The organism is Pseudaeromonas pectinilytica, from assembly GCF_054780855.1.
Map to the genome: position 1 here is coordinate 97,858 of NZ_BAAGVN010000026.1, position 25,840 is coordinate 123,697.

The following is a 25,840-nucleotide window of genomic DNA, read 5'->3' on the forward strand; positions in this document are numbered from 1 at the left end:
GACACAATGCTCACCCTTCCCCTCGAAGCCTGCGAAGTGATCCTGACCGATCAGGCGCCCGAATTGCTCGGCCCCTGGCGTCTGGACCGCCCACACTGGAAAGCTCGCCGGGATCTGATGTGGATCCGCATACCAGGGCTGGCCGAATACACGGTCCGGGATGGCCGTCAGGTTGAGGTTTATCCCTTGTCCAACGAGGCGTCTGCGCTCAATCTGCAGCACTTTTTGCTGTCGACTCCGCTGGCTGCCATCAGCTTGCAACGGGGGGAGCTGCCCCTGCATGCCGCAACTCTGGTCTCCCCCGACAACAACGACGCCATCTTGTTATGTGCGCACTCCGGAACCGGCAAATCGACCACGGCTGCCGCCTTATGCCAGCAAGGTTGGCGTTTGATGAACGATGATATCAGCCGTTTGAGCCTGCAAGAGGGCCGCATCCATGTGTGGCCAGGTGTGAGCCAGATCCGCTTGTGGCCTGAAGCTTGTGATCTGCTGGAGCTCAATACCGAGCAACTGGCGTTCAGTCAGGGCATGAAGAAAAAACTGCTGTGGCAACCGGAAGCGGATACCACACCCCGTCCGGTGCGAGCCATCATAGAGCTGGTGCGACCACGCAAAGAGGGACTGACCGAACTGGAGACCGGTTGGCAGACCGTCAACGGCAGCGCCGCCATCGGTTTGCTCAAACTGCATACCTTCCGACCACCGCTGATTGCAGCGTTGGAGGCGAGCCTGAGCCATTTTCAGATCAGTGCCCAACTAGCTCAAAACGTCACCCTGGAACGACTCACACTGAGCCCGGAGCTCACACCGCAGCAAGTGGCGGCCTTTATTGCGGAGCGCTGGATATGAGTGCTTCCATGATTTTGCTGGCCAGCTATCCGAAATCCGGGAACACCTGGTTGCGCATCCTGCTCTCCAACCTGCTCTATCCGGCGGAAGCTCCGATCTCCATCAACGATATCCGGGTCGGCGGCTTTGCCTGCGACCGGAGGGAGTTGTTTGACCAACTCGCCCCCTGGGATGCCAGCGATCTGAATTTGGCTCAAGTCGACACCTTTATCCCCGAAGTCTATCGCGAGGCCTTGCAGCAACGTCAGCAGCCGGTGTATCTGAAAACCCACGACATGGCGCGGCGGAACCCGCAAGGAGAGTGGATTTTCCCGGGCGATTGCGTTGCGGCGGCCATTCATATTGTCCGTCATCCGCTGGATGTGTTGCCCTCGTATGCCAAGCACTTTGGTTTGAGTCATGCCGAGGCGCTGGAGAGCATGCTGGCACCCGAGCAAAGAAGCTGCAAACTCCTGATCCGCGACAAGCGACGATTACCGGAGCAGCACGGTAGCTGGAGAGAACACACGGCCAGTTGGCAAGATCCGGAGTTGCCCTTTCCGGTCTACCGGGCGCGCTATGAAGATTTGCGCCGCAATCCGCAGCAGGAGTTCGGCCGTCTGTTGCGCGCCATTGGTCTGAGTTTCAGTCAGCAGGAGCTCGCCACGGCGCTGGAATACAGCAGCTTCCAGGCCTTGCAGCAACAAGAAAGCCACAGTGGGTTCAAGGAGCGGCTACGCAAGAGTGCGGCACCCTTCTTTCGCAAGGGTGTAATTGGCAGTGGACGTCAGGAAGTAGAGCCTGAATTGCAACAACGCTTGCTCGAGACTCTGGCTACTGAGTTGACGGCCTGGGGATATGATTCGGAACAGCCGTAAGCTTCTGTTGTTACAGAAAACGGATGTATGAAAACAAGACAGTCGTTGTGCGGCCTTGATGATGCGCTGAGTTTGTCGATGGCGACAATTTTGTCAATGGCGGCTTGCCAAGCAGTACCGTGTGACCCCCTAATGGTGACCTTATATTGTTGAGGAGGAGTTTGTCGTGAGCCTGGACCCTATCCTCGCCGCCGTCGGTGCCCGTCTGCAACAGCAGCTGGAGCAAGATACCCTGGTGTTGCCCAGTCTGCCGGAGGCGGCACTGCAAGTGCGTTATCTAGCTCAGGATCCCCGCTCCAGCCTGAAACAGATTGCCGATGCCGTCAGCGGCGATCCGGCGATGGCCAGCCAATTGATACGCCTGGCGCAGACCTTGCGCTATAGCCATCCCAGCCAGCCGATCACCACGCTGCCGATTGCCATCGCGCGCATCGGCCTGCAAGGCACCGTCAATGTAGCGCTGGCATTGGCCATTCAGCAGCTTTTCAGTTTCCACTCCCCCCAGATCCGACTGCTGTGCCGCGAGATCCAACAGAAATCGGTGCATCTTAGCCGCCTCGCGCTCACGCTCCATGATATCCAGCAGGCAGAAGCGTCTTCGCAAGCGGCTGACTTCATAGTGCTGGCTGCCGTGTTGCTGGATATAGGTTGTCTGCCGTTGCTGGCCGAATTAGATCAATTGGTCGCTCAGGGCATGCATCTGCCGGAAAACCCCATCCTGCTCGCCTGGTGCCAGCAATTACGCTTACCCCTCGGGCATGCCATGCTCGACAAATGGCAGCTGGATGCCAGTTTTGCCGAACTCTTGCCGCTCACTCCAACACCAACCCTATCCGCCGCGGCACGCACATTGATCCTGGCGCACGACTACTATCAGTGGCGACAGTCATCACCCCAGCAACCGCCACTGGCCGAAGTACAAACGGAGCAGGCGTTGCACGCACTGCCGGAGGGGGATGAGTATCAAATGTTGGCAGGGTGGCTGGAGCAGAAAAAATAACGGCACCCGAGTGTGGGTGCCGAACAGAAGGCGATCCGCATTAGACTTGAGCTGAAAAGAGAGAACCCTGCTGATTAGAAACACCGACCATACCATCGATACGCTGCTGCAGCGGGTTGGTCTTGCTCTTTTCGAGAGTGTCCAGTGTCTGGGTGGTTTGGGCCAGTTGCTGGCGCTGCTGAACCTCGCGCAGATCGCTGACGCTCACCCCGGCATTGCTATTTACATCGCTGCCGGTACTCATGCTGATGTAGAGATCAACATTGTCCTGCTTGCTCTGCGCCGCAGAATAGTTGACCACAGCTGTGCGCTGGGCGGTCTTCTGATCTTCTACCGCCGCCTGGCGAGTCGCCTGGGCATCCTGCACCGCATCCTGTTTGTTATTCTTCTCTTCAGGGGACAAACCGGGCTGCACCGGCAACTGAGTCGGCAGTTGGGTCGGTCTATAGCTGAAGGACGAACTACCATTGATTTGCATGCTGAACCTCGTCATACCCTAAACATCATCAGGCGGGACTAACCCCGCCTCTTAATTCTAGGGAATCCACTCCCAGAGGGCAAAGAAAACGCTCGTAAATTAGCCGCATGTTAAGACCGTATTCAGCTTGGCTGAGCCGCTCTTATGTCCAAAAAGATTGGCATCGCATTTGAATCTCCTGCTTCAGGCTGCAACCTGAACCAGAACCTTCTTTTCCCAACGGCGGCTGCGCCAACGCCAGTACATCGCCAGACCCCGCGTCCACTCGTCTGCGGCGAAAGCCAACCAAATCCCGACCAGCCCCCAACCCAGATGTAAACCCAGGAACCAGGCCAGCGGGATCGCGATCCCCCACATAGAGACCAGCGCCATCATCAGCGGAAAACGTGCATCGCCTGTTGCCCGTAGCGAGTTGATGACCACGATATTGAAGGTGCGCCCCGGCTCCAGGATCAGGCTGATAAAGAACAGCTGAGTCGCCATGGCGACGATATCGGCATCCTCAGTAAACAGACTCATCAGATAATGACCTCCGCCGAAAGCCATCGGCACCACCACAATCGCGGTCACCAGTAACCCCAGTTTCAGGCTCCGCAGCAGTTGGCGATAAGCCAGCTCGAACTTGCCCGCACCGACCATATGCCCAATCAGGATCTCGGTACCCAAGCCAATCGATAGGCCAAACAGCAAGATAAACAAGCAGATCTGGAAGAAGAAGGATTGGGTCGCCAGCGCCTTGTCCCCCATCAGGGCTACGAAAGAAGTCACCACCATGAACTGCAGCATCCAGGAGAGATTCTCCCCGGCGGCGGGTAGCCCGATATGCATGATCTTGCCCAGCACCTCACGCGGCCACTGGAACAGTTGACGAAACACCAGGCGGATCCCAGTCCTCTTCTGTAGCAGGTACACCAGCAACGCCAGAGCTACCAAACGCCCGACCACGGTACTCCAGGCGACACCAGCCACCCCCATTTTCGGCAAACCGAAATAGCCAAACAGCAGCAGGGCGTTGCCGACAAAGGTGATCAGGTTGGCCACCAACGTCACATACATAGCCTCCCGGGTATGCCCATGGGCACGCAGCGCGGCGGCCATACACAAGGCCGCGGCCTCGGGTAACAGACACAAACCAATCACCGTCAGATAGATATGCCCATCCTTCATCAGGTTGTCAGGCATATTCATCAGATGGAGCAAACCATCGGCACCGAAGATTACCGTCAGGGAGCAAATCAGACCGACCAGCAGATTAAAGCCGATAGCGGTATGCACCACCCGCCGGGTCATGGCCTTGTCACCAGCCCCCAGATATTGGGCGATCACCACGCTGGAGCCGATACCGATGAAGTTGAACAGCGTGATACACAGATCCAGGATCTGGTTGCCGACCGCCAGTGCCGCCACCGATTGATAAGAAACCTGGCCGACCATGAAAGTATTCAGGGCTCCGGTCAGAAAGTGAAAGGCAATATCGATGAACAGCGGCCAGGTCAGCTGAAACAGCGACCCGGGCTGGGAATGAGCGTTGGCCATAAAATACCTGGAACCCGAACAGAGATGAAAAATGTGATCCGCGGTGGATTAAACGCCAGAGTCCGGCGCAATGCAATCGGAAGCAGGGTGGAGTCTGGGGGTTGACCCGGAGCCGGGAAACCGGACTGTCATGGACAGTCCGGTTTCCCGCACCGAACAGTGACGTCTGGTTATTCGCTCTCGGGGGTGCTGACGAAGGCCAGCTTATGCAGGCCATGGCGGGAGGCCATGGCCATCACCTTGGCGACCTGTCCATAATCCACCTGTTGATCCACCTTCAACTGCAACTCGGGCAAGGGCTGTCGGGCTGCACTCTGGGTCATCAAGGCTTCCAGTTCGGTTTCGCTCTGAACCTTGCCATTCCAATGCAAGGTGCCATCCGTCGTGATGGCGAGGGTTATATCGGCTGGATCGGGCTGATTCTGCTGACTGCTGGCCTCGGGGAGATCCAGTTTGACCGCATCGGTCAATAAAGGTGCGGTAATCATGAACACGATCAGCAGCACCAGCATGACATCAATCATGGGGATCATATTGATATCCGACAGTGGCTGATCATCCCCCTCATCGGATAAACGACCAAATGCCATCAGACCACCCCCAATTCGGCTTCAGGAACGTGTGTTGCTCTGGTCTTCGGATGTGCTCCAGACGGTTCAACATTCAGCACACCGGAGCCGGTAGTCAACAAGGCAAACAGGTCGTGGGCAAAACCATCCAGAGACGCCAGCTTCATACGGTTCAAGCGGACAAACAGGTTGTAAATCAGCACCGCGGGCAATGCCACCGCCAAGCCAAACCCCGTCATGATCAGGGCCTCACCGACAGGGCCTGCCACCTTGTCCAGACTGCTCTGCCCGGCTGCACCAATCGCCAGCAGCGCATGGTAGATACCCCAGACGGTACCGAACAGGCCGACAAAGGGTGCCGCCGAGCCAACAGAGGCCAGAAACGTTAGCCCGGCCTCCAGGCGCAGACGTTCACGGCTGATCGCCTGGCGCAACGCGCGCAACAGGAACTCATCCGCAGGCCCTAAAATCAGCAGACCCGCTTGGCCATCCCGGCGACTCAGCTGGGCTTTGGCCGCCAGAGCGGCGGCAGCCAGGCGCCCATAAGCCTCCTGCGGTTGATGTTGTAGCAGTTGCTGTTCCACGTCCTGGAGATGGCGGCTTTGCCAAAAGCGCTGCAAGAACAGTCGGCCGAGCCGTTTTTCTTGCCAACCCACCCAGCTTTTGAATAACAGGTAGTAACAGGTACCCACTGACATCAACACCAGTAGCACCAGCGGCACTAAGCCAATACCGCTACTTTGACTCAACAGATGAGCGATGCCCATGGCACCCGGATCCATTGCTTCATTCATGACTTATCTCCTTAATTGAAAAACGACAGGAACTCGTAACCAGGTCTGAAGGGTTTCCTGACCTTGCTTGGCGGGAATAAATCGCCATTTTGCGACCATTTTTCGAGCAGCGGCATCCAGTCGCGGATAACCGCTGCTCGTGAGCAATTCGACGGCTAACGCCTCCCCGGCAGGCGAAACCAGCACTCGCAGCAGCACCTTCCCCTCCTCCCCGAATCGCTGGGAGAGCGGCGGATAGCTGGGCGCCGGATTGCGCAGGGATGCCGACTGATACTGGGCCTCCTGAATGGGAGGCGGAGCGGCGGGGCTGGGTTTGGCTTTCGCCACCACGGGCGGCGCAGGCGTTGGCTCGACCACGGCCGGAACCGGACGCACGGTTTGCGGACGAGTCACAGCTCTGGGCTTGGGTTTGATCACCGGCTTGGGCTTGGCCACCGGTTTCGGTTTGACGACTGGAACCTCTTTCGGCGGCGGCACTACCTCGGGTGGCGGACTCACAGATGGCACAGGGACTGCCGGCTGAGGTGTCGGTGCCGCCATCCAGCGCACAGCCACCACCTCGGTTTTAGGGCGCGTCAAAGGCTCGGAACTGGAGTGCAAAATAGCCACCGCCACCAGCAGATGCAGTAATACCACCAGCACTCCGCATACCAGTTGGGCACGCCATAACGGGGGCATGCCACCCGCTTGCCGCGTCGGTTCGGCGCGGCCAACTCCCGGCGCGACCGCATCGGCTGTGGAGATTCTGGCGTGCGGGGCTAGGATTTTTCCCTCAATTGCCCCCTCACTCCCTAAACGGGTCATGGCAAAGCCATTCATCATCTGCTCCTCGATTCTTATCCGGTCGGCGGTGTCGGCGATATCCGTACGACTCATCGCCGTCATCCCCGTCGCCATAAGCTGAGCATGAAATAACCGCCACCCAGCAACGACGCCATCAGGCCCGCCGGGATCTGGTCCGGAAATAGCCATTGTCGGCCCGCCCAATCGGCAACCAGCATCACCAGCATGCCGCAGCCCACGGCACCCAGCAGCTGTTCCCTAGCCCGACAAAAACCCAGCCGCCGAGCCAGATGGGGCGCCAACAGGCCAATAAAACTGATGGGACCGACGAGCAGGGTCGAAGCGGCGCTCAACACCGCGGCCAACAATAGGATCACCAAGCGGCTACGCGCCGGATCGACGCCAAAACTGCTGGCGGCCACAGGCCCCAGCGGCAAGAGCTCCAGCCAGCGCGTCAACGGCCAACTCAAGGCCAGCAACAGCGTCATCACGGCCAGCAAACTCCAGCCCAGTTCGGCGGTCACGTAGTAGGTCGAACCGGACATCCAGCTCAACAGTTGCAAGCCACGCGGATCACCCGAGCCCAGCACCAGGCTCTGGCTAGCGGCAAATAGCGCCGTGACTGTCATGCCACACAGCAACAGGCGCAGCGGGGCAAACTGGGCGCGGCGGCTCCATACCAGTAACACGGCCAACAGCGCTAGCGCACTCAGACTCGCCACCAGCAGTTGCAGCGGACGACTCGCCTGGGGATAAAACAGCCCCAACAGGATCAATCCCAAGCCGCAACTGCTGCTGATGCCGAGCACCTCGGGGCTGGCCAGCGGGTTACTGGTCAGACGCTGGATCAGCACACCGGCTAATGCCAGCATGCCACCAGCCGCCAAGGCTGCCAGCACCCGGGGCAGTCGCCATTGCGCGATCAAGTTCCAATCCCCGTGGGCAAACCAGCTCCAACCCTCGGCATCTCGCGCCAACCCCAATCCGACGACAAGCCCGCACAGACACAGGACTCCAATTCCCCACAGCAGCCGGTGTGGATGCTGGTGTCGTATCCCCAGACTGACTACCGTAGCTGGAGCCTCGGGCAGACGAACCCGCAACACCAACCAGAACAACAAGGGCGCCCCCAGCAAGGCAACTAGGCTACCCGTAGCCCACTCACCGCCCCCCGGGAGCCAGGCCACCAGCAGATCTGTGACCAGTAGCAGCGCACTACCCAACAGAGCCGCGCAGATGAGACGCGGCAGCAAACGCTGCGCTCCGGCCATCCGCGCCAGCAGAGGTGCTGCCAGCGCCACAAAACTAATCACTCCCACCTGGCTGACCACGGTCGCGCTCAAGTAAATCGCGAGGAGCATGGTCAACAAGCGTAGAAATGCGGGCGAGACCCCAAAGCTGCGTACCGCCTGATCCCCCACCTCCAGTAACCGCAGCGGACGGGCAATAAGCACCATCAACACACCCACGATCAGCAGCCGGGGCCAGAGATGTTGCACCGGTTGCCACCCATCCTGCGTCAATGAGCCGGCATTCATCGCCAGCAAGCTGACCAGTGCCAAGTCATGGTTGAGCAGCAGTATCGTGAGCAAGGAGCCACTCAGCAGGCTGACCAGCATTCCCGCCAGCAGCAATGCCAGCGGCGAATTCTGGCGACGTGCCGCCAGCGCCAGCACCAGACCTGCGGCCAGTAACCCCCCGGCAAAAGCCACCCACTCGGCACCATGGGTCAGCCAGAGCGGTTGGTACAGCACCACCAAGGCCAAGGCCAGCAACCCCCCCCCCTGGATCCCCAGGGTTTCCGGAGCCGCGAGCGGGTTGCGCAATCCCTGCTGCAACAAGGCACCTGCAGCACCCAGTGCCGCCCCGACCAGCACTGCTATGGTCAACTGGGGCAGCAGCGTAAAGCGCCATAACAGCGCCTCCAGACCCAACTGCTGACTGGGGCGCGACAGGATCTCCAGCCACTGGGCAAACGGAACCTCGCTCGTCAGCCGACCAAGGGCGAGGGCTAGCAACAGCAGCAGAGCCAGAACCGCCAGCACTAATGCCCGGGTATCACCGGTTGCAGAGATTGTTTTTTGATCGACCGAGAGCGAAAGCCCGGCCGAGACCTGTGTGGCGGTCGAGGCCCGTGTCGGCTCGGTCAGAGCATCCAGATGGTGCGACATCAGTGAGTCTCCCCTGCGATACGCCTGTCCGCGCCGGTGGCAACAGCAGCCAGCGGCCCGGGCTGTGGCCAATGGGTCACCAGCAGGCGAGAAAAATAACGGAGGGAGGGCAGTCCATTCCCCAGCCAGACCGGCGGTAAGCCAACAACCCGGCCCTCACGCACGGCAGGCAGGTGCTGCCACAACTGGTTATCCGCCAAGGCATCCATATCTGGAAATGGCAGAGGCGCTATATAAATAATCATGGCTTCCGGCTCAGCCATCAGATCGGTCAAGGGAGCGGTCGTGAATCCCCACAGATTGGTGCTCTGCTGCCAAGCCAGGGGGATACCGGCCGCCGCCAGACCACCACCAAACAGACTATTGGCTCCAAGCATCCAGCCATGACGCCGATCGGCAAAACGCAACAGATAGAGCGGTCGCATGGTGCGGGCATCCCCGACCAGAGCCTGACGCAGTTGTTGCAGTTCTTGCTCCGTTTCCCGCAACAAGGACTCGCCTTGTGCCTCGCGTCCCAACAGCCGAGCCAGCTCGCGAGTAGCCTGGCGCGCTTGCAGATAACTATCCGGCTGGAGTTCCGAATTAAATGCCACGACATGGACCGGTGCGATACGCCGGAGTAACGGCTCAGCGCCCTGCTGCATCGGCGAGATCAGGATAAAATCCGGTCGCAACGCTCGGATCAACTCCAGGTTGGACTCCATCCGCAAACCCACATCCACCACAGAATCCGGCATCGGCATTTCACCGCTCCAGATCCGGTAATCGGCGAGCTGGGACATACCCACCGGGGTGACACCCAATGCTTGCGCGGTTTCAGCGCAGGCCCAATCCAGAGCCACCACACGGGGTAGTGCCGCCCAAACCGGTACGGTCCACATCAGCCCCAACCACAGCAGGCTGGATATTGCGGATCGGGATAAACGCCCCATCACAACACCACACTCACCGGCTCACCGGTCACCGGGTGGGGTAATACCTCCATCGGTAGCTGGTAGATGGCCTGCAGAGTCGTCGCGTTCATCAATTCATGGGGCGTCCCCTGACGCAGCAAAGCTCCCTCCCGCAGCGCCACCAGCTGATCGCAATAGCGAGCCGCCATATTGATGTCGTGAAGCACCACGACGACCCCCAGATCCAGCTCATGGCTTAATTGCCGGATCAGCGCCAATACCTCGACCTGATGGGCCACATCCAGCGCCGAGGTCGGCTCATCCAGCAATAGATAATGGGTCTGCTGGGCAATCAGGGCCGCCAGCCAAACCCGCTGGCGTTCACCACCGGAGAGCGACTCCACCATCCGGTTGGCATAATGATCAACCTGGGTCAGCGCCATGGCGCGCTCCACGGCGCGACGATCGACGTCGCCGAAACGGCCCAACAGACCATGCCAGGGTTGGCGTCCGAAGCGCACCAACTCTCGCACCGTCAACTGATCCGTGGTTGCAGGCTGTTGGGGCAAATAGGCTACCCGCTGGGCAAATTCACGGCTGGAATAGGAGCCCAGAGCCCGACCATCCAAGGATATTTGGCCCCCGCTGACCGGCTGCTGCCGGGCAAGCAGCTTGACCAGAGTGGACTTGCCAGAACCATTGTGACCAATCAGACCACACACTTGACCATGGGGAAGTTGCAGGTCCAGAGGCTGCAGCAAGGTGCGATGACCCAAGGTAAAGTGCACCTGCTCGAGCACAATCATGAAGAAACTCCTCTTCGCCGTAACGCCGGCGCCTGAACCAGTGGGCAATAGCTACACAACGCCAGACCGGGCAATTGGTAACGCTGGCAACAAACCCGCCGCACCCAGACCGGTTGTCCGCCCGAAGTCCGTAGACGCAAGGGCTGATACAAGGGATTCCGACCCAGTTGCAGCAACCGGGTCGGTTCATACAACGCCGAAATTGGTAGGCTCGCCTGCTCGATAAACTCCAGCGCCTGGGCGTATCGAGATTTGGCCAACGGCGCTTGATCCGATGAAAGAGTCGCCAGGCATGCGGTCAATTCCGCCGATTGCAACCACCAGCGCCAGTACGTCGCCAGCGTGCACCAGAGGATCCGGCTTCGACAGCCCGCGACTCGCGCCAGTTGCAGCATCCGCGGCAATAACTCCTGTTCCAGCCACCATGACAAAGAAGCAGCCGTCAGTGATTGCTCCTGCTCGGCCAAGTCGTCAACCGAGGCATCTGACGTGAGTGTCATCCTCCCGACAGATAGTGCGGAAGCCCAAAGCAGCGACTGGGGAAGACCGCCATGGGGGAGCTGCAAACCTGCAACGCTCTGATCCGGCGTCCAGTGCAATCGGTATGACAACAGCCGTCCGGTAAGTACCAGCACACTCAATACCGGTACCACCAGACGATAGAACAGTGACCGCGACCATTCCGATGCCAGCGACTCCGCTTGCAGTGGCTCCAGCTCGGTCAATGAAACAACACGCGGTAAATCAGGATGTTGCCGCTCGGCAAATACCAGTAATCGGCTTGCTAACTCAGCATCCGAGTCCATGGTGCTCGCATGGTCGACCCCATCCTCGATCACGGGCGGTAGCCAGGTCGCTAGGGAACCCCGCCAGAGTGGCTGCAGTGCTGCGAAGGGCACTGCCCCACACGGATGCAGACGGGGTTTCCCCCCGTCTGCTCGCGAGTGCGAGAAATTCGCCAGCTCAGCCGTCATAGCTTCCGCACCGCGTCAACATCAGAAAGTCCAACCCGTGGTCAGCGTGAAGCTGCGTGGAGCGCCATAGAAGCCCTGATCCCAGTACAGGCTGTTCAGGTACTTTTTGTCGGTGACATTGTCCACATTCAGTTGGGTGTGCCACTGCTTGTTAATGTCATACCGAGCCATCAGGTTCAGCAAGGCATAGCTACCCTGCTTAGTCGTCGTCCCGGCACCATTGATGCGGGAAATCTCATCCTGCCAGTTCCAGGTGCCACCCAGCTTCCACTTGGCCAGCTGATAGGTAGAGGCCAATTTGAGCAACTGCTTCGGGGTGTAGGTCTTGGTGGCATTGCCATCGGCGTCCTGGATCGAGAAGTCGGTATAGCTGGCAGCCAGTTGCCAATCGGTCATCACCATGCCGGAGGCTTCCAGTTCGTAGCCTTGGCTACGCACACCATCGACGCCCTCGTAGTAATACTCGGTGGCATTGTCCGGCATGGTCCCCGCGATCTGGGCCAGATTGTTTTGTCGGGTCTGGAACAGCGCCAGGCTGGTGTTGAGCGCACCATCCAGGAACTCACCCTTCACCCCGGTTTCGTAACTGATGCCGTCGACCGGATCGAGTTGCTGACGATGGATATCCGACGCCCGTTGCGGGGTGAAGATGGTGGTATAGCTGGCATAGGTTGAAACCTCATCGGTCAGGTCATACACCAGACCGGTATAAGGCGTCAGCTCGCCATGGACGGCCATGGACTTGGCCACGCCATAGCTCTGCCCTTCGGTTTCCCAGCTGGTCAGACGACTACCCACAATCCAGGAGAGATCGTCCATCAGGCTGAATCGTGCCGCCAGATAGCCAGCCACTTCCTGATCATTCCAGTAGCTGCCATTCGGATAGAGATCAAACGCGGGTTGGGTATAGCTGCCATCCCAGCTTTCCAACGGTGGCAAGGCGGTGCCGATATCGTTGCTGTACAGCGACAGCTCATCCACCGTGGATCGTGAAACTGTGCCACCCACCACCAATTGATGCTCGCGGCCCAATAAGCGGAACGGACCGGAGGCGGTCACATCGGTCACATGCTGCTTCATATGCATCTGGTACAGACCCGGATAGCTCAACAGACCCGTGCCCGTGGTCTTATCCGGAGTGCCATAGATATAGAACAGGCGGGAATCCTGACGGGTATCGATAAAGTTATAAACCGCCTTGCCTTGCCAACCATTGGCAAAGGTCTGACTCAACTCGGCAAAGGCACGGCGATTATCCACGTTCCAGAAGGACCAGTCGGATGAAGTGCTGGTGGAGACGTCGTAATCCGTCTGGGAGCCATCGGTGTAGTACAGCGGCAGCGCGCCCCACATCGGGCTATCACTGTCACTCTGTTGCAGGCTGTACCCCAGAGTCAGCAGGGTGCTATCAGTCACATCACCTTCCACCACACCGTACACCACGGTTTTGTCGTTGGCGTAACGGTCCAGGTAGGACTCCTTGTTCTGCTTCACCAGCACAGTCCGGCCACGCAGCTTGTCCGATTCGACCAGGGAGCCGGAGACATCCATCTCAGCACGGCCATTCTCCCAAGAGCCCGCAGAACCCTTAACCGAGGCCTGGAATTCGGTAGTCGGACGCTTACGAACCATGTTGACGGTGGCCGATGGATTACCCGCTCCCGTCATCAGTCCATTTGCGCCGCGGATCACCTCGACACGATCGTAGATGGCAGTATCCAGATCGCCATTGACGTTACCGTTAGCCAGCGGCAGACCCAGACCATCCACCTGGAAGTTGGTGATATCGAAGCCCCGGGAGGTGTAGTAGGTGCGGTCGGTTTCAATTTTCTCGACAGTTACCCCGGCCACGCTACCCAGTACGTCGTTGATGGAGGTCTGATTGAAATCCTCCATCTTTTGCTGAGTCACCACAGTCACGGATTGCGGTGTCTCACGCAGGGTCAGTGGCAGCTTGGTCGCCGTGCTGGTGCTCGCGGTGGTATAGGAACCACTGCCTTCTGTTGTCCCCACATCCGTATTCGCAGTGACCAGAACCGCACCCACTTGGGTTTCAGCTGCGGCAGATGTTCCTGTCGCCAACGGAGCCGCCTCAGGTTCTGGTGTGGCCGCCAGAGCCGGAGTCGCCACAAGAGGTGTCAACAAGACCAGGCGAATAGCCAAAGCCAGCGGCGAGGCGGCCAGACCAACCGTAGATACAGAGCGGGGGAAAACAGACATGCGCCATTCCTTGTGAGCTGAGTCATAGAATCAAAGACGGCGCAGTATAAATTCAGATGAGATAAGATCTCAACTACAAATGAGATAAGATCTCAACTTGTATTGGTAATCCGATCATGGCGGAACCGATTGAGGCGCAAGGCTGCTCGTCACACCACAACACAAACCATATGGCTGGCATAGCCTGAGTGATAGCAACTGCCACAAAAAAGAAAACCGCCTGGATAAGGCGGTTAAAGAAACCCTTGTGGGGTAAGTGACAAACCAGCCCAACGGCTGGCTTGCACAGGGAAGAAAAAAGTTGCGGAAAAAAGGATTAACCGCCGACGGCGATGCGCTTCATGTCTTTCATGTAGCCGCGCAGCACTTTGCCAATCGCTTCGATCGGGTGATTACGAATAGCGTCGTTGACTTGAACCAGTACCACGTTATCCACGCCGTTGGACTGAACACCCAGACCCTTACCGATCACGTCCAGATTCACCTTCGGCATGATGTGGTCACGCAGCAAAGGCACAGCGGCGTTGGCAAACAGGTAGTTACCGTATTCAGCGGTGTCGGAGATGACCACGTTCATCTCGTACAGACGCTTACGGGCGATGGTGTTAGCGATCAGCGGCAGCTCGTGCAGTGATTCGTAATAGGCGGACTCTTCGATGATGCCGGAAGAGACCATGGTTTCGAACGCCAGCTCGACACCGGCCTTGACCATGGCGACCATCAGGATGCCGTGATCAAAATATTCTTGCTCGCTGATGTTACCGGCGAAAGTCGGTGAGTTCTCGAAGGCACTCTTACCGGTCTCTTCGCGCCAGCCCAGCAGCTTGGCATCGTCATTGGCCCAGTCAGCCATCATGCCGGAGGAGAAAGCACCGCCGATGATGTCATCCATATGCTTCTGGAACAGCGGACGCAGCAGGACCTTCATCTCTTCCGCCAGCTCGAACGCCTTCAGCTTGGCCGGGTTGGTCAGACGATCCATCATGGTGGTGATACCACCCTGCTTCAGCGCTTCGGTGATGGTTTCCCAACCGAACTGGATCAGCTTGCTGGCGTAACCGGCATCGACACCACCAGCAACCATCTTGTCGTAGCAGAGAATGGAACCGGCTTGCAGCATGCCACACAGAATAGTCTGTTCGCCCATCAGGTCTGACTTCACTTCGGCCACGAAGGAGGATTCCAGAACACCGGCACGGTGACCGCCAGTCGCGGCAGCCCAGGCCTTGGCGATGGCCATGCCTTCACCGCGCGGATCATTTTCCGGGTGAACGGCGATCAGGGTCGGAACCCCGAAACCACGCTTGTACTCTTCACGCACTTCGGTGCCCGGGCACTTCGGAGCAACCATGACCACGGTCAGATCCTTACGAACCTGGGTGCCCTCTTCCACAATGTTGAAGCCGTGGGAGTAACCCAGCGCAGCGCCTTCCTTCATCAACGGCATCACCGCCTTGACGACGCTGGTGTGCTGCTTGTCCGGAGTCAAGTTCACCACCAGATCGGCTGTCGGAACCAGATTCTCATAGGTATCAACCACGAAACCATTGGCAGTCGCTTGTTGCCAGGATTTGCGGCGCTCGGCAATGGCTTCGGCGCGCAGGGCATAGGCCACATCCAGGCCGGAGTCACGCATGTTCAGACCCTGGTTCAGACCCTGGGCACCACAACCAATGATGACGACTTTCTTGCCCTTGAGGAAATCGCAACCGGTGGCGAATTCATCACGGTTCATGAAACGACACTTGCCCAGTTGGGCCAGCTGCTGACGCAGATTCAGGGTATTGAAGTAGTTAGACATGGTTGGCTCCGTAAAAAAACTGTGAATTCCTTGTGCCTGCATAAGGCAGCAACCGCAGCACTATAGCCCAGGCAAATCATTGCCTGAAATGATATATTCGAAACAGAATGTTGCATTTTACGAAACGTGAAGTCTCTCCGGCTGGATCCGGCCGAAGAGGCGGCAAAGAGGATTTATTCATGGACCTGCGCAACCTGGAGTTGTTTCTGCATCTGTCCGAGAGTCTGCATTTTGCCAAGACCGCCGATGCCATGGCGGTGAGCCCCTCCACCTTGAGTCGTGCCATCCAGCGCCTAGAGCAGGAGGTGGGCTGTCCGCTGTTCGAACGGGATAACCGCAGTGTCAGCCTGACCCCGGCGGGTGATCGATTACGGGAGTTCGGTCTGCATCTGCTGGATGACTGGCAAAAGTTACGTCATGAGTTGCGCCATGTCGGTGAGCCGCTGCAAGGACGCTTGAAAGTCTATTGCTCGGTGACTGCTAGCTATTTTCTGCTGCCGGATACCCTAGGCCGCTTCCGTGCCCGTTACCCACAACTGGAAATCAAGCTGGAAACCGGAGACCCGGCTCTGGCGGTGGACAAGGTGCTCTCCGAAGAAGCCGATATGGCCATCGCCGCCCGGCCCGACGCTCTCCCGGGTAAGTTGCATTTCATCTCCCTGCGCCGAGTGCCGCTGGTGTTTATTGCCCCCCGCGCCGCCAGCCCAATCTCCCGCTGGCTCAAAGAGGATGAACCGGATTGGGAACACCTGCCGGTGATCCTCTCCGAGCAAGGACTAGCCCGCAAACGCTGCGATCAATGGTTTCGCAACAAGGGCATCAGCCCGAATGTCTATGCCGAGGTCGCCGGTAACGAAGCCATCGTCAGCATGGTAGCGCTGGGTTGCGGTATCGGGCTGGTTCCCGAAGCCGTCATTGATCACAGTCCCATGGGCGACAAGGTACGGATTTTGGAGGCACGTCCGGCCTTTAAACCATTCGACGTTGGCCTGTGCGTACAGAAACGACGGCTGGATGAACCCTTGATTCGGGCCTTCTGGGAAACGGCTCAGCAGAGCGGAGGCTGAACACTTGTTGAATAAATGTTAATTTGACGCGAAAAAGGATTGCCGAGCAGGCGAGAACTCGGGTATCACTTAAGCCACGCTTAAGCCAAAGCGCCTACACTCGGTACTGTCATTTCCCAAGGTGAGAGCTCAACCATGAAAAAAATCGCCACCCTTTGCTGCACTCTGTTGTTAACCGCCAGCTTTACCGCGCCAGTGTTAGCCGCCAATCCAGTCAAAACCGATATGAAAGCCATGGGCAAAAGCATGCGTGCCGCCAGTGAAGCCGAAGATGCGGCCAGCATGAAGGCCGAGCTGACCAAGCTGCGCGGATATGCCGCACATGCTAAGACGCAGACACCTCCCGATTTTAAAGATCAACCCGCCGATGGTCCGGAGCGTAAAGCCTACGTCGAAGGTCTGGATACCCTGATCAAACAAATCGACGATACCATCGGCTTGCTTGATGCCGGCAAACTGGATGAAGCCAAGGCGGCGCTCGAGGGTATGGCGCAGACAAAAAAGGAATATCACCAGAAGCTGAAGGTCTAAATCCTTAGCGTCTTATCTCAGGGCCAGCCATGCTGGCCCTTTTTGTCCGTCATGTAACCAAACCGTCCCGTCATCCGTAACAACATGCTGGTTGGTCACCAGCTGGCGAATCCTCGGCGCTCCTGATCTGTGAGTCCAATGGTAAAACTGCTTTTCTCCATCACACTGCGCAAAATCTGCCCATACTTAGTATCGATGTAAGCAAGAAGTATCTTTCTGCCACCATACGCGCCTACCTGTTTGACGGGGATCTTTATGCCAACGATGACCGAGTTGCTATCCAAACCACAAAATTTGCCCAGCGTGCCGGAAGTGGTGCGCGAGTTAATCCAGAGCTTCAACGAACCCGAGCCGGATCTTTTGTTGATCGCCGGGAAAGTCGCCAAGGACCCTGTGCTGTCGGCAAAATTGTTACGCTTGGCCAACTCAGCCAAATTTGGCTGTAGCCGACAGATAGCCACCGTGAAAGAGGCTGCCGTGCGATTGGGCACCGACTCGGTTCGTAACATGGTACTGGCCTGCAGTCTCACCGGTTCGCTCAAGACAGTCCCCGGTATCGATTTGAAACATTTCTGGGCTCATGTGTTTGATGTTGCCGCGCTGGCTAAGCAGCTGTCCAAGACCCAGGGCAACAAGGGCGAAGAGGTGTTCACCTGCGCTCTGCTGTATGACTTGGGGCGACTCATCATGCATCTGGGTCTACCCGAAAACTTGGTCTTGCGCATCTGTGATCTGGAGCCACACAAGGGAAGAGCGGCGGCCGAACAGGCAGTCGTCGGCTTTACCTACGCCGATGTCGGAGCCGAGCTGGCCAAACAATGGAACTTCCCTGACAGCTTCTGCCGGGCCATCTGCTACCACTATCATCCGCTGAAGGCCGAGCCCTTTTCGAATGAGGCGGCATTGATTCATCTGGCCATTGCCTTGAGTATCCTGCAAGAAAACATCCCCGAAGAAGAGCCCGAGGATTGGCCGCATGCCGTGGCGGAACGCCTGGGTCTATCCTGGCTGCAATGCCGTAATGAAGCTCGTCTGCTGCAAGAACAAGGGCATGGCTACGCGGCACTGATTGCTGCCTGATTCCCTCCCCATCCTCGGCAGCACCCGACAGGTGCTGCCGATTGTTATCACTCTCGCACCAGGAAACACCCATTCGATCGATTGCCATTGCTCCTCATCACCCCGGCAAGCGACCTGGTCACCGCCTCTTTATGCGCTAGCGCAAATCAGTGCTGCAGCTTCTGCAGCATAATCCCGGCAAAAACGTGTAAACTGTCGCCGGTTTTCGGCTTGGCGCGCCGCCCACAGCGGTAACCGGTGTCAGCAAAGGCGCACAGGACGCAAAGGTTTTATTAATCGACTCTTAGGAATGCGAACCGATGAAAAACATCAACCCGACCCAGACCAAGGCCTGGAAGGCGCTGGAAGCCCATTTCGCCGCCAACAAGGATCGTCAAATCAAGGATCTGTTTGCCGCCGATCCCACCCGTTTTGACAACTTCTCCACCACCTTCGGTGGCGAGATCCTGGTCGACTACTCCAAGAACATCATCAGCGAAGAGACCCTCAAGCTGCTGGTAGATCTGGCCGAAGAAACCGATCTGCGCTCTGCCATCGACGCCATGTTCAACGGCGAAGCCATCAACCAGACCGAAGGCCGTGCCGTGCTGCACGTGGCCCTGCGTAACCGCTCCGACCGTCCGGTGGAAGTGGATGGCAAGGACGTGATGCCGGAAGTGAAGGCAGTACTGGAGAAGATGAAGGGCTTCTGTGCCAAGATCATCTCTGGCGAGTGGAAGGGCTACACCGGCAAGGCGATCCAGCATGTGGTCAACATCGGCATCGGCGGTTCCGATCTGGGCCCAGTGATGATCACCGAAGCCCTGCGCCCCTACAAGAATCACCTGCAGATGCACTTTGTCTCCAACGTCGATGGCACCCACATCGCCGAGACCCTGAAGAAGATCGATCCGGAAACCACCCTGTTCCTGGTGGCGTCCAAGACCTTCACCACCCAGGAGACCATGACCAACGCCCTGACCGCCCGCGACTGGTTTATCAAGACCGCTGGTGACAAGGCCCATGTGGCCAAGCACTTCGCGGCGCTGTCCACCAACGGCAAGGCCGTGGCCGAGTTCGGTATCGACACCGACAACATGTTCGAATTCTGGGACTGGGTGGGTGGCCGTTACTCCTCCTGGTCCGCCATCGGCATGCCTATCGCCTTGTCTGTCGGTTTCGACAACTTCGAAGCCCTGCTGCAAGGCGCCTTCGAGATGGACATGCACTTCGCCACTGCCGCTTTCGAGCAGAACGTGCCCGTGCTGCTGGCCCTGATCGGTCTGTGGTACAACAACTTTTATGGCGCTGAATCCGAAGCCATTCTGCCCTACGACCAGTACATGCACCGTTTCCCGGCCTACTTCCAGCAAGGCAACATGGAATCCAATGGCAAGTACGTGGATCGCAACGGCAATCCGGTCGACTACCAGACTGGCCCCATCATCTGGGGTGAGCCGGGCACCAACGGTCAACACGCCTTCTATCAGCTGATCCATCAAGGTACCAAGCTGATCCCCTGTGACTTCCTGGCTCCGGCCATCAGCCACAACCCGATTGGCGATCACCATCCCAAGCTGCTGGCCAACTTCTTCGCCCAGACCGAGGCCCTGGCCTTCGGCAAGAGCAAGGAACAGGTCGAAGCCGAGTTCTTGGCCGCTGGCAAGACACTCGAGCAAGTCAAGGATCTGGTCCCCTTCAAAGTCTTCGAAGGCAACCGTCCAACCAACTCCATTCTCTTCAAGAGCCTGACCCCCAAGGTACTGGGTGCCCTGATCGCCATGTACGAACACAAGATCTTCGTGCAAGGCGCCATCTGGAACATCTTCTCCTTCGATCAGTGGGGCGTGGAGCTGGGTAAGCAACTGGCCAACAAGATACTGCCAGAGCTGAACTCTGCTGACGCCATCAGCAGCCACGACAGCTCCACCAACGGCCTGATCAACACCTGGAAGGCGTGGAAGTAATAGCTCCCGACCGCCGAAGCAAAAAGCCGCAGCAATGCGGCTTTTTTATTTCCGTCATCCGACGACGGGATCTTTGATTCCTTTCAGAAGCGGATTTGGGCATAATGCCGGCAGTTTTTCGATCAGGAATCACCTGCTTTATGTCCGATATTCTCAACAGCATCATCCTCGGCATCGTCGAGGGGATTACCGAATTTCTGCCCGTCTCCAGCACCGGCCATCTGATTGTGACCCAGGAAATCCTCGGCTTTAAGGGTAGCGATACCTTCGAGATCGTCATCCAGCTCGGTGGCGTGCTGGCAGTGCTCTGGTTTTATTTCCAAACCCTGTGGCAACAAGCCAAGACAGTACGGGATGACCGTCAGGTGCAGCGCTTCTGGATGGGGGTGATCCTGGCCTTTTTGCCTGCCGCCTTTGTCGGTCTGGCACTGCACAGCTACATCACCCACTACCTGTTCAACGGTGTGACGGTGGCGATCAGCCTGATCATGGGCGGTCTGGTGATGTGGTGGATTGAGGGGCGTCCCCAGCGAGAAGTCGCAACCACCGAGCTGGAGCACATTACACCGAAACAGGCCTTTGCCATTGGGTGTGCCCAGCTCTGCTCACTGATCCCAGGCGTCAGCCGCAGCGCCTCCACCATCATGGGTGGCATGCTGGTGGGCCTGAATCGACCCACAGCGACCGGATTCAGTTTCTTTTTGTCCATTCCGACTCTGGGTGCCGCCAGCCTCTACTCGCTGATGAAAGATATGCAGGGTGTCGGTGAGCATGGACTGCTCAATATAGGTATCGGCCTGTTCACCTCGTTTATCGTCAGCCTGTTAGCCATTGGCTGGTTGCTGCGTTACGTCAGCAAAAACAGTTTCCGCGGTTTTGCCGTTTACCGCATTGTCGCCGGTATCGTCATCCTGGCTCTCACCTACTCTGGATTCCTGCAAGTCAGCGCCTGAGCCACCACCCATCAGATGACCCAATCGGGGCTGCCATGAGCAGCCCCAGCTATTTATGCTGGCTACACTATCGCCGTCTACACTTGAAACAAGGCAAAGACGAGGAATCATGATGGTGGCCATACCAGTAAAACAACCTGGCGAGCAGCCCGCGTTTCGAGCAGCCATAGTCGCCGCCAAGGACTTGTTGACCCTCGCTCTTCTCGAACAGGATGGGGAGACCCACCTCGCCAGCCTACATGCGGCTGTCAGCTCCTGTGTACCTCTCACCCATCTCTCGGCCATCTACTGCAACGGCAACGAAATCCAGGTGCAGGAACAACCCCAACTGAGCGATCCTCTCCCCTTCACCCCTTGTAACCCGCAAGGGAAAAACCAGATTGAGCAGCTCTCTTCGACCGCGGGATGGTGCTGGGTAAGAGTCGAACACGGATCGTTGCACTGGTTGGTCGCGCGCACGCAACCGGCTCAGCGCACACTGCTGTTGCATCTGCTGGAAATTGCCGCAACCCACTTTTCCTTACTCCAGGCCAATCGCCAACTGGATTTGTTCAACTCACCACTCCTCAACCGCATTCCATTCTGGCAGGAGAAGCTGGAAAGCTTTACTCGTCTGTTGCGTCTGGCAGGCACTCTTCCCGCCCAACAGTTACTCGCTCAATTCGACTCCACCCTGCGTTTCTGGATGGGAGCGCAAGAGGTGCTATTACTGCAACGTCAGGATGATGCCGGCCGACTCATCTATCCCCAATCCGCGACGGCTGGCGAGGCGTTGCTGAACCTGCTCTGCGATGACCGTCCGCAACAGAGCGAAGATAATTGCCTGCACTGGTATAGCTTTCCCATTCTGTTGCGGCGCCAGCATCATGCGAGTCTGGCTCTGGCCCTGCAGCGACCGCTGGTCACCGAAGATCGGCAGTTGTTGTTCTTCGTCGCCGAAGAGCTCGGACTGATGACCGAGTTGTATGAGTTGCGGCAGCACAAAAAGGAAAGTTCCGAACAAGCGGAACTGGCCCCGGAAGAGATCCACCGACTGCGGGAACTCGGTAAAAATAACCTGCGACTGCAAAAGCAACTCAAACAACGGGATGAACAGGAGCGGCAACTGCAGTTAGATGCCCAGCGGGACCCCCTGACTCAGCTGGCCAACCGGGCCATGTTTCTGCACCGTCTGGATCATGCCTTCAAACACTACCAGCGCTACCCGGATCAGGGATTTGCCATCCTGCTGATCGACTTGTTGTCCTTGCACGAGGTGAATGAACTATATGGTGACGAGCTCGGTGACCTGTTACTGAAAAATATCGCCCAACTCCTGCACACCTCGACCCGGCAGAATGATCTGGTGGCCCGACTCAGTGGCGATGAATTCATTGTCTTCCTTGATGCCAGCCAAAGTACCGAAGCCATCACCCCGGTCATCAGCCGGATCCTGGAGCAACTGCAGCATCCGGTGATGATCGATAACCACGAAATCAACATCCATGCGGCGCTTGGCGTGGCCACGATCAACGCCGAGATTGATGATGTCAGTCAGTTGTTGCGCCAAGTGGATATCGCTACCTTCCAGGCCAAACGCCGGGGAGCGGACCACGCGGTGTTCTATTCCGAACTCTGCGATATCCCGGATCGGCTCTCGCCGGAGCAGACGCTGCAGCAAGCGCTGCGGGAAAAACGGCTACTGCCCTACTTTCAACCCATCTTGCGGTTGCGCGACCGCCGCGTGGTGCAGATTGAACTGCTGGCGCGCTTGCTAGATGAAGAGGGAGAAATTCATGAGGCGGGTAGTTTTATTCCCTTAGCCGAGCAGAGCGATCTGATCCTGGAGATTGACCGCATGATGCTGCGTCACGCCTGTGGTCTGTTACAAGGCTTGTTCCGCCCGCTGATCAAACAACACAGTCTGCGCATCAGCATCAACTTGTCGGGCAAGCACCTGGGCTCGCGGGAGCAGATCCAGCAACTGCTGCAGATCATTCATGAGTCCGATGTACCACCCAAGCTGTTTATCTTCGAATTCAAGGAGCGGGATTTGACGCGGCGCGACACCCAAACCCTGACCCTGCTCCATGAGCTCAGAGCCAAAGGCATTGGTATTGCCGTAGATGATTTCGGCACCGGCTTCAGTTCGTTGAATGCACTGTTTCATTACCCGGTGGACTTCGTGAAGATCGATGACAGCTTCACCCACCGACTATTGAAATCCAATCGCGACCGGGCGCTGATCCGCGCCATCCGCGATATCAGTCATGACTTGGGGATGCAGGTGATCGTCGAGGGCGTCGAACAACGGGAACAACAGTTAAAACTCAGCGAAATGGGCTTTGACCTGGCACAAGGCGACTTCTTTTCCGCCGCCATGCCTCCCGATGCCCTATTCAGCTTGCTGCCCAACCGGGCGGTCCCCCCGGAAACGAAAAAAGATTAACCCTTATCCTTGAACAGGGCGCGCAGGTTGGCAATCCCGACCTGCCCCTTCTGTTGCCGTTGTTCGGCGGTGACTTCGCGCTTGTCCCCTTCCCACTCCAGATCGTGCTGGGGCAACTCCAATAGGAAACGACTCGGCTCTGGCCGCACCGACTCCCCAAACTGGCGGCGCTCCTTGCACAGGATAAAGGTCAGCTCGGTCTGGGCGCGGGTGATGCCCACATAGGCCAGTCGTCGCTCCTCATCGACATTGTCCTCGTCGATGCTGACCTGGTGAGGCAATAACCCCTCTTCCATGCCAATCAGGAATACATAAGGGAACTCCAGCCCTTTCGAAGCATGTAGCGTCATCAGTTGCACCTGATCCAGCTCGGCCTCCTCCTCATTGCGCTCCAGCATGTCGCGCAGGGTCAACCGGGTCACCACCTCCGGCAGCGTCATCGGTGGTTCGTCTTCCTTGGCATCCCCTTCCAGCATCTCGGTGATCCAGCGGTAGAGCGTCGAGACATTCTGCATCCGCATCTCGGCCGCTTTCGGGCTGGGGGAGGATTCATACAACCACTCTTCATAGTGAATATCGCGGATCATATCGCGCACCGCCTCGACCGCATTGCCACGCTTGGCCTCATCGCCCAGCCGCACCAACCAATCGCAGAAGTGGCGCAGCGCGCTCAAGCCACGCCCAGTCAGCGTCTGCTCCAGCCCCAGTTCGAAGCTGGCCGCAAACAGGCTCTTGGCGCGCTCATTGGCGTAATGGCCGAGTTTTTCCAGCGTGGTGGGGCCTATTTCCCGACGCGGCAGATTGACCACCCGCAAGAAGGCATTGTCGTCATCCGGATTCACCAACAGCCGCAGGTAGGCCATCATGTCCTTGATCTCGGTGCGGGAGAAGAAGGAGGTGCCCCCACTGATGCGGTAGGGAATTCGGTTCTGCATCAACACCTTTTCCAGCAACCGTGACTGATGATTGCCCCGGTACAGAATGGCGTAATCGGCCCAGCGCGAACGGTTCATGAAGCGATGACCGATGATCTCCATGGCCACCCGCTCCGCTTCATGCTCCTCATTCTTGGCCTGCAGCACCTTCACCGGTTGACCGTAATCGAGTTCGGAAAACAGCTTTTTCTCGAAGACGTGGGGGTTATTGGCGATCAGAATATTGGCGCACTTGAGGATGCGGCCCTTGGAGCGGTAGTTCTGCTCCAGTTTGATCACATTCAGTCGTGGAAAGTCCTGCTGCAACAGCACCAGATTCTGCGGCCGCGCGCCCCGCCAGGAGTAGATCGATTGGTCATCATCCCCCACCACTGTGAAGCGGGCGCGCTCGCCCACCAGCAGCTTGACCAACTCATACTGACTGGTGTTGGTATCCTGATACTCATCCACCAGCAGATACTGGATTTTTTGCTGCCAACGCTCGCGTACCTCGGCATTGGTCTTCAGCAGCAGGGTCGGCATCAGGATCAGATCGTCAAAGTCGAGGGCGTTATAGGCCGTCATGTGACGCTGATAGCGCTCATACAACACCGCCTGGCGCTGTTCGTCGGCATCACGGGCCCGTTTCAAGGCCACGCCCGGCAACACCAGGTCATTTTTCCAGTTGGAGATGGCATTCAATAACTGGTTCAGCTGCTCCTTGTCGCCCTGTAGTTCGACATCGGTCAGCTCCTTGAGTAAGGCCATCTGATCGGTATCATCAAACAGGGTAAAATTGGCCTTCAGACGCAGGATCTTGTGTTCGCGGCGAATAATATCCAGACCCAAGGAGTGAAAGGTCGATACCATGAGGCCGCGCAACAGCTTGCGATCCAGCGTCTGGGATACCCGCTCCTTCATCTCCTTGGCAGCTTTGTTGGTGAAGGTCACCGCACAGATCTGTTTGGCCTGATAACCACACTTCTGGATGAGATAGGCAATCTTGGTGGTAATGACCCGGGTCTTGCCGGATCCGGCACCCGCGAGCACCAGACAGGGTCCCGAGACATGATGCACGGCCTCTAGTTGCCGAGGATTCAATTTCATCGCCACTCACCCTACTCCAGATTACCGGGCGGCGATTGTAGCAAAAAAGCAGCACGGGCGGACACGGAACCCACCCTTGG

The 25,840-nt window shown here is 57.7% G+C and carries 21 protein-coding genes; 9 read left to right on the plus strand and 12 right to left on the minus strand.

Going from position 1 to position 25,840, the window contains the following annotated elements; translation table 11 throughout:
* Nucleotides 1–6 precede the first annotated feature (6 nt).
* The 3 genes from ACYVG7_RS02485 to ACYVG7_RS02495 all read left to right on the plus strand — a co-directional run bounded on the left by ACYVG7_RS02485 (nt 7) and on the right by ACYVG7_RS02495 (nt 2,709).
* Nucleotides 7–852: a hypothetical protein gene (locus ACYVG7_RS02485; protein WP_460881667.1), complete on the plus strand. Its 846-nt coding sequence runs from the start codon at nt 7–9 to the stop codon at nt 850–852.
* A complete protein-coding gene (locus ACYVG7_RS02490; RefSeq protein WP_460881668.1) occupies nt 849–1,709 on the plus strand; it encodes a sulfotransferase domain-containing protein in 861 nt (286 codons plus the stop codon). Before ACYVG7_RS02485 ends, ACYVG7_RS02490 begins: the two co-directional genes overlap by 4 nt.
* Before the next feature lie 166 nt (nt 1,710–1,875).
* Nucleotides 1,876–2,709, plus strand: a complete 834-nt coding sequence (locus tag ACYVG7_RS02495; protein WP_460881669.1) for an HDOD domain-containing protein — start codon at nt 1,876–1,878, stop codon at nt 2,707–2,709.
* A gap of 40 nt (nt 2,710–2,749) precedes the next feature.
* On the opposite strand, the gene ACYVG7_RS02500 is transcribed toward ACYVG7_RS02495, so the two are convergent.
* The 11 genes from ACYVG7_RS02500 to ilvC form a co-directional block, all read right to left on the minus strand.
* The gene (locus ACYVG7_RS02500; protein ID WP_460881670.1) at nt 2,750–3,187 is read right to left on the minus strand and encodes a hypothetical protein; all 438 of its coding nucleotides are present in this window, start codon (nt 3,185–3,187) and stop codon (nt 2,750–2,752) included.
* 183 nt (nt 3,188–3,370) lie between these two features.
* Complete coding sequence (locus ACYVG7_RS02505; RefSeq protein WP_460881671.1) at nt 3,371–4,723, minus strand: MATE family efflux transporter; 1,353 nt, start codon at nt 4,721–4,723, stop codon at nt 3,371–3,373.
* A gap of 170 nt (nt 4,724–4,893) precedes the next feature.
* Nucleotides 4,894–5,313, minus strand: coding sequence for an ExbD/TolR family protein (locus ACYVG7_RS02510; protein ID WP_460881672.1), 420 nt, complete (start codon nt 5,311–5,313; stop codon nt 4,894–4,896).
* Entirely contained in the window at nt 5,313–6,074 is a 762-nt protein-coding gene (locus tag ACYVG7_RS02515; protein WP_460881727.1) for a MotA/TolQ/ExbB proton channel family protein, read from the minus strand. Before ACYVG7_RS02515 ends, ACYVG7_RS02510 begins: the two co-directional genes overlap by 1 nt.
* 15 nt (nt 6,075–6,089) lie before the next feature.
* Nucleotides 6,090–6,962 carry an energy transducer TonB gene (locus ACYVG7_RS02520; protein ID WP_460881673.1) on the minus strand — a complete coding sequence of 291 codons (873 nt, stop codon included), beginning with the start codon at nt 6,960–6,962 and terminating at the stop codon, nt 6,090–6,092.
* Between the two features lie 5 nt (nt 6,963–6,967).
* Nucleotides 6,968–9,040 carry a Fe(3+)-hydroxamate ABC transporter permease FhuB gene (gene fhuB / locus ACYVG7_RS02525; RefSeq protein ID WP_460881674.1) on the minus strand — a complete coding sequence of 691 codons (2,073 nt, stop codon included), beginning with the start codon at nt 9,038–9,040 and terminating at the stop codon, nt 6,968–6,970.
* Nucleotides 9,040–9,972, minus strand: a complete 933-nt coding sequence (locus tag ACYVG7_RS02530) for an ABC transporter substrate-binding protein (protein WP_460881675.1) — start codon at nt 9,970–9,972, stop codon at nt 9,040–9,042. Before ACYVG7_RS02530 ends, fhuB begins: the two co-directional genes overlap by 1 nt.
* Nucleotides 9,972–10,739, minus strand: coding sequence for an ABC transporter ATP-binding protein (locus ACYVG7_RS02535; RefSeq protein ID WP_460881676.1), 768 nt, complete (start codon nt 10,737–10,739; stop codon nt 9,972–9,974). Before ACYVG7_RS02535 ends, ACYVG7_RS02530 begins: the two co-directional genes overlap by 1 nt.
* The gene (locus ACYVG7_RS02540) at nt 10,736–11,545 is read right to left on the minus strand and encodes a hypothetical protein (protein ID WP_460881677.1); all 810 of its coding nucleotides are present in this window, start codon (nt 11,543–11,545) and stop codon (nt 10,736–10,738) included. The genes ACYVG7_RS02535 and ACYVG7_RS02540 overlap by 4 nt, the downstream gene beginning before the upstream one ends.
* Before the next feature lie 189 nt (nt 11,546–11,734).
* Nucleotides 11,735–13,933 (minus strand): TonB-dependent siderophore receptor, encoded by a 2,199-nt coding sequence (locus ACYVG7_RS02545; protein ID WP_460881678.1) that lies wholly within the window; start codon nt 13,931–13,933, stop codon nt 11,735–11,737.
* Nucleotides 13,934–14,249: 316 nt separating this feature from the next.
* Nucleotides 14,250–15,734, minus strand: coding sequence for a ketol-acid reductoisomerase (gene ilvC / locus ACYVG7_RS02550; protein ID WP_460881679.1), 1,485 nt, complete (start codon nt 15,732–15,734; stop codon nt 14,250–14,252).
* 179 nt (nt 15,735–15,913) lie between these two features.
* On the opposite strand from ilvC, the gene ilvY reads away from it, so the two are divergent.
* The 6 genes from ilvY to ACYVG7_RS02580 all read left to right on the plus strand — a co-directional run bounded on the left by ilvY (nt 15,914) and on the right by ACYVG7_RS02580 (nt 23,739).
* On the plus strand, nt 15,914–16,801 hold the full coding sequence (ilvY, locus tag ACYVG7_RS02555; RefSeq protein ID WP_460881680.1) for an HTH-type transcriptional activator IlvY: 888 nt from the start codon (nt 15,914–15,916) through the stop codon (nt 16,799–16,801).
* 135 nt (nt 16,802–16,936) lie between these two features.
* Nucleotides 16,937–17,332 (plus strand): cytochrome b562, encoded by a 396-nt coding sequence (locus ACYVG7_RS02560; protein WP_460881681.1) that lies wholly within the window; start codon nt 16,937–16,939, stop codon nt 17,330–17,332.
* Between the two features lie 255 nt (nt 17,333–17,587).
* A complete protein-coding gene (locus ACYVG7_RS02565; RefSeq protein ID WP_460881682.1) occupies nt 17,588–18,412 on the plus strand; it encodes an HDOD domain-containing protein in 825 nt (274 codons plus the stop codon).
* A gap of 299 nt (nt 18,413–18,711) precedes the next feature.
* A complete protein-coding gene (pgi, locus tag ACYVG7_RS02570) occupies nt 18,712–20,358 on the plus strand; it encodes a glucose-6-phosphate isomerase (RefSeq protein WP_460881683.1) in 1,647 nt (548 codons plus the stop codon).
* Between the two features lie 140 nt (nt 20,359–20,498).
* Nucleotides 20,499–21,311, plus strand: coding sequence for an undecaprenyl-diphosphate phosphatase (locus ACYVG7_RS02575; RefSeq protein WP_460881684.1), 813 nt, complete (start codon nt 20,499–20,501; stop codon nt 21,309–21,311).
* A gap of 109 nt (nt 21,312–21,420) precedes the next feature.
* Nucleotides 21,421–23,739 (plus strand): putative bifunctional diguanylate cyclase/phosphodiesterase, encoded by a 2,319-nt coding sequence (locus ACYVG7_RS02580; protein WP_460881685.1) that lies wholly within the window; start codon nt 21,421–21,423, stop codon nt 23,737–23,739.
* Here the strand turns inward: ACYVG7_RS02580 and rep are convergent.
* The gene (rep, locus tag ACYVG7_RS02585; protein ID WP_460881686.1) at nt 23,736–25,760 is read right to left on the minus strand and encodes a DNA helicase Rep; all 2,025 of its coding nucleotides are present in this window, start codon (nt 25,758–25,760) and stop codon (nt 23,736–23,738) included. The genes ACYVG7_RS02580 and rep overlap by 4 nt on opposite strands.
* Nucleotides 25,761–25,840: the final 80 nt, after the last annotated feature.